The 9,288-nt window shown below is 74.4% G+C and carries 10 protein-coding genes; 3 read left to right on the forward strand and 7 right to left on the reverse strand.

Features of this window, described 5'->3' with window-relative positions; translation table 11 throughout:
- Positions 1 to 153: 153 nt before the first annotated feature.
- Genes ABZW32_RS37535 through ABZW32_RS37555 form a run of 5 tightly spaced genes read right to left on the reverse strand, consistent with a single transcriptional unit; the run spans position 154 to position 4,577 of the window.
- Positions 154 to 1,089 carry a tyrosine-protein phosphatase gene (locus ABZW32_RS37535; protein WP_356225065.1) on the reverse strand — a complete coding sequence of 312 codons (936 nt, stop codon included), beginning with the start codon at positions 1,087 to 1,089 and terminating at the stop codon, positions 154 to 156.
- A 30-nt stretch (positions 1,090 to 1,119) separates the two neighbouring features.
- On the reverse strand, positions 1,120 to 2,178 hold the full coding sequence (locus ABZW32_RS37540; RefSeq protein ID WP_356225082.1) for a nitronate monooxygenase: 1,059 nt from the start codon (positions 2,176 to 2,178) through the stop codon (positions 1,120 to 1,122).
- A 37-nt stretch (positions 2,179 to 2,215) separates the two neighbouring features.
- Positions 2,216 to 2,965, reverse strand: coding sequence for a CoA-transferase (locus tag ABZW32_RS37545; protein ID WP_356225067.1), 750 nt, complete (start codon positions 2,963 to 2,965; stop codon positions 2,216 to 2,218).
- Positions 2,962 to 3,813, reverse strand: coding sequence for a CoA-transferase (locus ABZW32_RS37550; protein WP_356225069.1), 852 nt, complete (start codon positions 3,811 to 3,813; stop codon positions 2,962 to 2,964). Before ABZW32_RS37550 ends, ABZW32_RS37545 begins: the two co-directional genes overlap by 4 nt.
- Entirely contained in the window at positions 3,810 to 4,577 is a 768-nt protein-coding gene (locus ABZW32_RS37555) for an enoyl-CoA hydratase family protein (RefSeq protein WP_356225071.1), read from the reverse strand. The genes ABZW32_RS37550 and ABZW32_RS37555 overlap by 4 nt, the downstream gene beginning before the upstream one ends.
- A 56-nt stretch (positions 4,578 to 4,633) precedes the next feature.
- Here ABZW32_RS37555 and ABZW32_RS37560 point away from each other — a divergent pair, with 56 nt between their 5' ends.
- Together ABZW32_RS37560 and ABZW32_RS37565 are read left to right on the forward strand one after the other, a co-directional pair.
- The gene (locus tag ABZW32_RS37560) at positions 4,634 to 5,398 is read left to right on the forward strand and encodes an SDR family oxidoreductase (RefSeq protein WP_356225073.1); all 765 of its coding nucleotides are present in this window, start codon (positions 4,634 to 4,636) and stop codon (positions 5,396 to 5,398) included.
- Between the two features lies 1 nt (position 5,399).
- A complete protein-coding gene (locus tag ABZW32_RS37565) occupies positions 5,400 to 6,341 on the forward strand; it encodes an SDR family oxidoreductase (protein WP_356225075.1) in 942 nt (313 codons plus the stop codon).
- A gap of 303 nt (positions 6,342 to 6,644) precedes the next feature.
- Here the strand turns inward: ABZW32_RS37565 and ABZW32_RS37570 are convergent, their stop codons facing one another.
- Both ABZW32_RS37570 and ABZW32_RS37575 read right to left on the reverse strand, forming a co-directional pair.
- On the reverse strand, positions 6,645 to 7,553 hold the full coding sequence (locus ABZW32_RS37570) for a S41 family peptidase (protein ID WP_356225077.1): 909 nt from the start codon (positions 7,551 to 7,553) through the stop codon (positions 6,645 to 6,647).
- 64 nt (positions 7,554 to 7,617) lie between these two features.
- Positions 7,618 to 8,826 (reverse strand): hypothetical protein, encoded by a 1,209-nt coding sequence (locus tag ABZW32_RS37575; RefSeq protein ID WP_356225078.1) that lies wholly within the window; start codon positions 8,824 to 8,826, stop codon positions 7,618 to 7,620.
- Positions 8,827 to 8,967: 141 nt separating this feature from the next.
- On the opposite strand from ABZW32_RS37575, the gene ABZW32_RS37580 reads away from it, so the two are divergent.
- Positions 8,968 to 9,177, forward strand: coding sequence for a hypothetical protein (locus ABZW32_RS37580; protein ID WP_356225080.1), 210 nt, complete (start codon positions 8,968 to 8,970; stop codon positions 9,175 to 9,177).
- The last annotated feature ends 111 nt before the right edge of the window (positions 9,178 to 9,288 follow it).

The following is a 9,288-nucleotide window of genomic DNA, read 5'->3' on the forward strand; positions in this document are numbered from 1 at the left end:
CCTTGCGGCCCGCCCGGCCCCGCGGCGCCGCCCCGGGCGCCCGGGCCCGCCGCGGGGGGCACCCCCCCACCCCCCCCCCGGCCGGGGGGGGGGGGGGCCCCCCCCCCCCCCCGGCTCCTTCGCGTCGTACGGCCCCTGCCGGCGCCGAGCGCGCTAGCGCACCATCTTGGCCTGGAGCTTCGCCAGCGTCCGCAGGTCCAGGCCCAGGCCGTCCGTCAGGTAGCCGTAGAAGCCGCCGTAGTCCGCCTCCAGCTGCGCGGTCGCCGCGTCCAGGTAGTCCTGGCGGACCTCCTGGAGCGGGATCAGCAGGTCGGGGTTCTGCATCCGGCCCGACTGCTTGAGGCCCGCCCGGACCTGGGCGTCGTAGGCCCCCCGGAAGGTGTTCGAGGCCAGGTAGTCGCTCCCGGCCGTCGCCTCCGGCACGCCCAGCGCGCGCAGCAGCACGTAGCTCATCCAGCCGGTGCGGTCCTTGCCGGACGTGCAGTGGTACAGGATCGGGCCCTGACCGGAGTCCGCGATCTCCCGGAGCGTCGCCGCGAACTGCGCCCGGTTCTCGGGGCTGCTCACGAAGGTGCGGTAGATGTCCCGCATGTAGGCCTCGGCGCGGCCGCCGCCCAGGATCTGCTCCTGCCTGGCGGGATCGCCGGTGGCGATCGCGCCGACCAGGGTGGCGTACAGGCCCAGGTCGCTGACCGGGCGGGAGGTGGCGGACAGCCCGGACGGCAGCCGGTCGGCGCCGTCGTACTGGACCTCCATGGGGATGCGGAAGTCGACGGCCTTCGTGAGGCCCAGACCCGCGACGGTGGTGATGTCCGCCGGGGTCAGCTTGCCCAGTGCGTCGGAGCGGTAGACCAGCCCCTGGCGGACCTGCCCGCCGGTGTACGTGCGGTAGCCGCCGACGTCACGGACGTTGACGGCGCCCTGGAGGGGTATCTGACGGATCGCCGTGGTCTGCTGCCGGAGGGGGTGGAGGGCACCGGCCCTCGCTCCGGATGCCGCGGCGGCGGGCGCGGCGGCGGGAAGGGCGACGACGGCGGTGAGTGCGGCGGCGGCCGCCGTCGACGCCAGACGGATTCGGGCACGGCTCATGGGGACGACTCCCGTGGAGGAGAAGGGGGATCACCCTGCCGGTGGCAGGGCGCGGAGCGTGTGCAGTACCGCGTGTGCCTCGGCCATGACGCGGCCGACGAGCTCCGCACACGACGGCAGATCCTCGATCACCCCCGCGACCTGGCCGGATGCCATGACACCGAGGTCCGTACGGCCCTCGACCATGGACGCCTTCAGGAGCATGGGGGTGTTGGCGGCGAGCAGGACCTGGCTCCAGGACAGGTCCTTGCCGTGCTTCATGGCCAGGCCGTCCCGCACCATCCGCGACCAGGACAGGCCCGACAGCTTCCGGAAGCCCGCCGCGTGCCGCACGGCCCGCGCCAGCGCCCGGGCGCGCCCGGCCCGTTCCAGCGCGTCCACCAGCTCCGTGCGAAGCATCCGGTGCGGGAGCCCGTCCACGGCGGTGGTGACCGTGACGTCCTTGACGGTCGCCTTCAGGTACTCCGCCTTGACGGCGTCCGGGACGGTCGAGTCGGAGGTCAGCAGGAACCGGGTGCCCATGGCGACGCCCGCCGCCCCGTACGCGAGGGCCGCCACCAGGCCGCGGCCGTCGTGGAAGCCGCCCGCCGCGACCACCGGGACGTCCACCGCGTCGACCACCTGCGGCAGCAGCACGGTCGTGGCCACGTCCCCGGTGTGCCCGCCGCCCTCCCCGCCCTGCACGATCACCGCGTCCGCACCCCAGGCCGCGACCTTCTCGGCGTGCCGGCGCGCCCCGATGGAGGGGATCACCACCACGCCCGCGTCCTTGAGCCGGGAGATCAGCTCCTTCGACGGGGCCAGCGCGAAGGAGGCCACCCGCACCCCCTCGTCGATGATCAGCTGCGCGCGCTCGGCGGCGTCCCCGGCGTCCGCGCGCAGGTTGACCCCGAAGGGGGCGTCCGTACGGGACTTGACCTCGTGGACGGCCGCCCGCAGCTGCTCCAGGGTCATCGTCGCCGACGCCAGGATGCCCAGGGCCCCCGCGTTCGCCGCGCCCGACACCAGCCGGGGCCCGGCCACCCAGCCCATGCCGGTCTGGACGATCGGGTGGCGGACGCCGACCAGCTTGGTGAACGCCGTCTCCAGGGCGGGTACTTCGGCCCCGCCGGTCCCTTCCCCCATGTCAGACCCGCACTTCCCGGTCGCGCAGGCCCTTGGGGTCGATGACCTCGCGGATCAGCCGCAGCTCCCGCTCCGTCGGCTCCCGGGTGTACGGGACCTCGTCGGCGACCGCCAGCTCGAAGCCGGTCGCCTCCCGGACCGCGTCGAGGGTGACCCCAGGGTGGAGGGAGGCCAGGCGCATCGTGTGGCCGGGGCCGGTGAAGTCGAAGACGCCGAGGTCGCTGACCACCCGGGGCAGGCGGTGGAAGCGGGTGACCCCGGCGGCCTCGGCGCGGTCGTAGCCGACGCCGCTGACCATGTCGACGCGCTCGACGAAGACCCGCCGGGAGTGCCGGGGCACCCAGTAGCTCACCGGGTTGTTGAGGGTGTTCACCGGGGCCCCGCGCACCCCCAGGAGCTGGCGGGAGGGCCGCTCCCAGTCGCCGATGCAGGAGATGTTCTGGTTCCCGTACCGGTCGATCTGGCTGGCGCCCATCATCACGTGCCGCCGCCCGCCGGTGACCATCGTCAGGTGCCTGCGGTACGGGAGCCAGCCCTCGGGCGTGCCGTCCAGGCCGACCAGCATCGCCTCGCCGTCGGTGAGCAGCAGGTCGGGGGAGAAGGTGCGCTTGGCAAGCCGGGCCCCGAAGGAGGGGACCAGGCCCATGGGGCTGGCGAGCACCTCGCCGTTGTCGCGCCAGGCCTCGGCGCAGGCGACCACGCAGTACTCCGAACGGCTGACCGGGCTGACCGGGGTGATCGGGCTGGTCACTGCTGCTCCTCGTGCCAGGTGCGGACGGCGGTCTGGTAGTCGTGCTCGCCCGCCCCGGACAGGAAGCGGGCGGCGAACTCGGGCCAGGGGGTGGTGGCGTAGAGCTTCTGGAAGGCCTCGTCGCGGTCGTAGTCGGGGGCGCAGGAGGTGAAGTGCGCGCCGTTCGGGGTCTCCACGACCCCGGTGACCGAGTGCCGGCTGACCAGGAGGGACTGCGGGGGACCGGACTTGGTGAGCTCGGCGCTCTCCACGATCTGCTCGCAGGAGAGGTACGCGGCGTCGGCGGCCTCGCAGAACAGGTCGTCGAAGTAGGGGTCCGGGCCGAGGTACTGGCCGTTGCCGAGGCGGTCGGCGCGGTTGAGGTGGACCAGGGCCGCGTCCATGCGCAGGGCGGGGACGGCGACGAACTCCTCGCCGTCGGCGTACGGGGAGGTGACGGTGCGCAGCTCCGGGTTGACCCGCATCACGTCGGAGCCGAGTCCGGCCCGGACGGGCAGGAAGGGGAGCCGGTTCGCGGCGGCGTGCAGGCCCCACATGAACATGGCCTCGTCGTACTCGGTGAGGGCGAACGCGCCGCTCTCGCGGGCGGCCCGGAAGTGCGGCTCCAGCGGGATCGAGTCCAGGGTGGCGAAGGGGGCGACGAGCCTGCGGATACGGCCCGCGGCGGCGAGCAGGCCCACGTCGGGGCCGCCGTAGGAGATCACGGTCAGATCGGTGATCTCGGACCGGAGCAGCGCTCTGACCAGCGCCATCGGCTTGCGCCGCGAGCCCCAGCCGCCGATGCCCAGGGTCATGCCGCTGCGCAGCCGGCCGGCCACCTCGTCGGGGGTCATGGTCTTGTCGGTCACGGGGTGCTCCCGTCCTTTCCGGAGGCGTCTTTCCCGAAGGTGTCGCGGACCCGGTCGGCGACCCCGCTGAGGTTGGCCTCGAAGGTGAAGCCCTGCTCGAAGCGGTAGCTGCGCCGGACGTCGACGGGGTCGATGCCGTTGATGGCGGCCTTGGCCAGCCGGATCAGGTAGCCGTCCTTCCGGGCGATCTCGGCGGCCAGTTCCAGGGCGGCGGCCCGCAGCTCCGCGGGCGGGACCACCTTCCAGACCGAGCCGTGCGCGTGCAGTTCGGCGGCGGTGGCGGTGCGCGAGGTGTAGTAGAGGGCGCGCATCAGGTGCTGCGGGACGAGCCGGGCCAGGTGGGTGGCCGCGCCGAGGGCGCCGCGGTCGAGCTCCGGCAGGCCGAAGACGGCGTCCTCGGAGGCGACGATCGCGTCGGCGTTGCCGACCAGGCCGATCCCGCCGCCGAGGCAGAACCCGTTCACGGCCGCGACGACCGGCACCTCGCACTCGTAGACGGCGGCGAAGGCCTCGTAGCAGCCGCGGTTGGCGCCGATGAGGGCGCCGTGCCCGGTGTCGCGCTGCACCTCCTTGATGTCGACGCCCGCGTTGAAGCCGCGGCCCTCGGCGGCCAGGACCACGCAGCGGACCTCGGGGTCGCGACCCGCGGCGCGCAGGGCGTCGGCGAGGTCGTACCAGCCCCGTACGGGAAGGGCGTTGACGGGCGGGAAGTCGACTGTGACGAGCGATATGCCCTTGCCGGGGCTGGAGGTGGAGACACCCATGAGCGGATCAGCTACCTTTCCACCAAACATTTGTTAGGTGAGGAAGGTAGCAGCCGATGGAGCTCAAGGGGAGGGTCATCGTCGTCACCGGCGGAACCCGGGGCGTCGGCGCCGGGATCGCGCGGGCGTTCCTCGCGGCGGGCGCGGAGGTGGTGGTCTGCGCTCGCAGACCGCCGGAGGAACCGGTCGCGGCGGGCGGGCGGGAAGCCGCCTTCACCCCAGTCGACCTGCGCGATCCCGGCGCGGTGGCGGAGTTCTTCGCCTCCGTCGCCGACCGCTTCGGGCGGCTCGACTGCCTGGTGAACAACGCCGGCGGCACCCCGTACCGGCTCCTCGGCGAGGGCGGGGCCGAGCGGCACGCCCGCGTCCTGGAGCTGAACCTCATCGCCCCGCTGACCGCCTCGCTCGCCGCCCACCCGTGGCTGCGGGCCTCACGGGGCTCGGTCCTGATGATCGGCAGCGTCAGCGGCACCCGCCCCTCGCCGGGCACCGCCGCCTACGGCGCGGCCAAGGCGGGGCTGGAGAACCTGGCCCGCTCCATGGCCGTCGAGTGGGCGCCCGAGGTACGGGTCAACTCCCTGGTCCTGGGCATGGTGCGGACCGAGCTCGCCCACCTGCACTACGGCGACGAGGCGGGCATCGCGGCGGTCGGCGCGACCGTCCCCCTGGGCCGGCTCGCCGAGCCCTCGGACGTGGGGGAGGCGGCGGTGTTCCTCGCCTCCGACCGGGCGGGATACGTCAGCGGGGCGAGCCTGCTGGTGCACGGGGGCGGGGAGCGCCCGGCGTTCTTGGATGCGGCAACTGTCAACAAGGAGAACTGAGATGGCGCGTACGACGGGCACGACGGGTACGGCGGGCATGGCGGACGGGCGGGTGGTCGTCGTGACGGGCGCGGGCCGCGGCCTGGGCCGGGCGCACGCCCTGGCCTTCGCCGCGCAGGGCGCCCGGGTCGTCGTCAACGACCTCGGGGTGGGCCTCGACGGACGGCCCGGCCCCGACGGCCCGGCGGCCCTGGTGGCCGAGGAGATCAGGGCGGCGGGCGGGGAGGCCGTGCCGCACGGCGGGGACATCGCCACCGCCGCGGGCGCGGCCTCCCTGGTGGAGTGCGCGGTCTCCGCCTTCGGCCGCCTGGACACCCTGGTCAACAACGCCGGGTTCCTGCGCGACCGGATGCTCGTCAACCTCGACGAGGACGACTGGGACGCCGTGATGCGGGTCCACCTCAAGGGCCACTTCCTGCCCCTCAAGCACGCCGCCGCCTGGTGGCGCGCCGAGGCGAAGGCCGGCCGCCCGGTCTCCGCCCGCGTGGTCAACACCTCCTCCGGCGCCGGTCTGCTGGGCTCGGTGGGCCAGGGCAACTACAGCGCGGCCAAGGCCGGGATCCTCGGCCTGACCCTGGTCGCCGCCGCCGAGATGGGCCGCTACGGGGTCCAGGTCAACGCCATCGCCCCGGCGGCCCGGACCCGCATGACGGAGCAGACTTTCGCCGAGACCATGGCGGCCCCGGCGGAAGGCGCCTTCGACGCGATGGCCCCGGAGAACGTCTCCCCGCTGGTGGTCTGGCTCGGCTCGGACGCCTCGGCCGGGGTCACGGGCCGCGTCTTCGAGGCGGAGGGCGGCCGCATCACGGTCATGGAGGGCTGGCGCCCTGGCCCCACCGCCGACCGCGCCACCCGCTGGACCCCGGCCGAGGCGGGCGAAGCGGCCCTGAAGCTCCTCGCGGCGTCGCAGCCCCCGGGGGCGGTGTACGGGGCGCAGGGCTAGCGCCCCGACGGCCCGTCCGCGCCACCGCACGGCCCGGGCCGGCGGGGCCCCGGGCCGGCAGGGTTCCGGGCCGGCAGGGTTCCGGGCCGGCAGGGTCCCGGGCCGGCAGGGTCCCGGGCCGGCAGGGCCCTGGGCCGGGCAGGGTCCCGGGCCGGCAGTGCCCTGGGTCCGTGCGGCGGTCCGGGGCGGCAGGGTCCCGGGTCCGTGCGGCTCTTTGGGCCGGCAGGGCCCTGGGTCCGTGCGGCGGTCCGGGCCGGCAGGGCCCCGGGTCCGGGGCGGCGGTCCGGACCGGCCCTGCCCCGGTCAGCGGGGCCCGGGCTCCGCCTCCGTCCGCCGCAGCGCTGCCTTGAGCGCCACGTCGAGGGCCTGCTCCGCCGGGACCTCGACGTCGGGAACGACCCCGACGCCCTCCCAGTTGGTACCGGTGACCGTGCTGATCGCGCGGCTCGTCGGCACGGTCACCAGGACGTGCTCGGCGACCGGGTGGCGCTCCGTCGGATGGGCGCCGCCCCGCGTCGTCCCGCCGACGACGGTGGCCCGTCCGTGCGCCTGGAGGGTGTACGCCACGTCCTCGCCCCCGGAGAACGTGGCCGCGCTGGTGAGCACGTAGACCGGGCGGTCCCCGTAGCGCGGCGCGGGCAGGTGCGCGGTCGTCCAGAACTGGCGCGTCGAGTCGGTGCGCCGGTCGTAGATGTCGTTCAGGTGCACCTGGTCGTCCGGGAAGAAGTAGCTGCACCACATCGCCGCCCCCTCCGCCGACCCGCCGCTGCACGCCCGCAGGTCCAGGACGAGCGCGGAGCTGTGCGCGACCAGCTGCATGGCCGCTCCGATCATGCCCGCGCCCTCGGCGGCGGTCGTGATGCGCCGGAGGTCGATGAGCCCGACGTTCCCCTCCAGGTGCTCGACGCGGGATATCCCGTGGTTCTCCGTCCGGAGCAGCGCGAGGAAGGCGGCCCGCCCGCCGTCGTCGTCCGCCGGCTCCAGTGACTGCGCAACGTCCGTCCACAGCAGTCGCAGGTGCCTGTCCGGACACGCCTCCTGGAGGTGCGCCGTCACGGTCTCGCACAGCACCGGGCCGTCCAGTCCCTCGTACGCACCCGCCGCGAGCCGGCTCCGGATCGCGGCGACGACGACTTCGGCCTTCTCCGGGAAGACGTAGCCCGCGCTGATCCGGTCCAGGGCCAGTTCGATCATTCGTTCGTTGGTCGACATGGTGGGCCATGCTAGGGGCCGACCGGCCCTGGAGCAGGGGGATTTACGGCGCGGACCGGCCGGGTCAGGTACGGAACCAGCGGCGCTTGGGGGCGTCCGGGACCGGGGCCGCCCCCGAACCGGTCCCCGGGACCGGGCTCGCGGCCCGGGGCAGGTCGCTCGGGTGGAACTCTTCCGACGCGGCGATCTCCTCCAGCTCCTCCGTGCGCTGCCTCAGGCCCGCGATCAGGTGCAGCCGGTGGTCGCCCCGTCCGGTTTCCGCGAGGAGCCGGGTCAGGAGGATCAGCTCCCGGGCCGGAGCCCACCGGCCCGCCGCCAGGAGCACTTGACTCGCCCACGAGGTGAGCGTCGGCGGCACTCCGCTCTTGTCGTCCCCGGCGACGGGCCAGGTGAGTTCGAGGAGGTCCTTCGCCTTGCGCTGCATGCTGATGGCGTGGCTCAACCGGTTCGGTTCGAGGGGGCGGCTGATCTTCGCGAACGCGGCGTACAGCTCCGGGAGGGCCGTGACCGGCAGGTCCCTGGCCGCGAGGCTGAGCAGCCGGTCGGCCTGTTCGTCCTCGCCCTCGTCGCGGAACGCGGCCACCGCGCGCGCGATCGCCGCGGGGTCGTCCGTCCAGGGGCCCCCTCCGGTCCGCTGCCACACCTCGACCTCGGCGGCGGTCTCCCGCAGGGCCTGCCCGGCCCGCTCGGCGTCGGCCCGCTGGAGGCGGAGCAGGGCCTCGTGCTGGCCCACCAGGTCCTCCAGCTCCTCGATCCGGCGCGAGACGCCCTCCAGCTCCTCCTCCAGGTCCCGCACCTGCTGGTGGGTTCCGGACGGCTGGTCGAAGACCTCGGAGAGGCTTCCTTCGAGCGCCTCCCGACGCTCCCGCTCGTGGGCGATCTCCTCGCGGAGCGAGGCCAGCTCCTGCGCCGTCCGGACGCGCTCCTCCTCCAGCGCGATCCGCAGCGCCTGCTCCTTGTACTCCCGCGCGATCAGCGGCCCCTTGGTCTGGGCGGCCGCGTACAGCAGGTTCCACCCCTCCCGGACCCGCTCGGGATCCACGCCCCCGCGTTCGGCCTGGAGCCGGTGCAGGGCCGGCAGCAGGGCCGGCTGCGGCAGGTTCGCACCGCTCAGGAAGCGGGAGAGCCGGCTCGCGTCCACCCGGGCCTCGGGCGCGTTCTCCTTGAGCCACTGCACGATCTCCGTGGAGGACATCCCCAGGTCCTCGCGAAGATCGCGCAGGTGCTGCGCGAACGCCGCCTCCTCGGGGTTGAGCCCCTTCAGGGAACCCAACCTCTGCAACGACCGCGGCGCCCCACTCGGGCTCGAAGGCTGCTCTGACATGCACTTTCCCCTCTTGCGAGGCGCGCAACTTGCGCACCGTCGCGCAATACGTGCTTGCGGCGTCGCCAACACGACGCCAGGAACGTTCTCTTGCCCCAACGGCCCGCCAACGGGCCCGAGGAGAAGGAGAAGCACCTCATGCCGCGCACCCTAGCCACTGCGGATGACTCGCCGCGCCCGTTCCTGGAGATCCGGATCCAGGGACTCCATCTGACCGTCGAGCACGTCCCGTACCGCCTGCTCACCCTCGTCACCACTCTCGGCGGAGCGGTCGCCGGGGTCGTCTGGTACCCGCGCTAGCACCCGGCCGGGGGGGGGGGGGCCGCCGCGGCAGAACCCCGCCCGCGCCCCCCCCCCCGGCGGGGGGGCGGCGGGGGGGGGGGTGGGTGGAGTAGAGCAGGACCGCCGCCC

Origin of the sequence: Streptomyces sp. NPDC004667, from assembly GCF_040609475.1 — a bacterium.
Classification (GTDB): Bacteria; Actinomycetota; Actinomycetes; order Streptomycetales; family Streptomycetaceae; genus Streptomyces.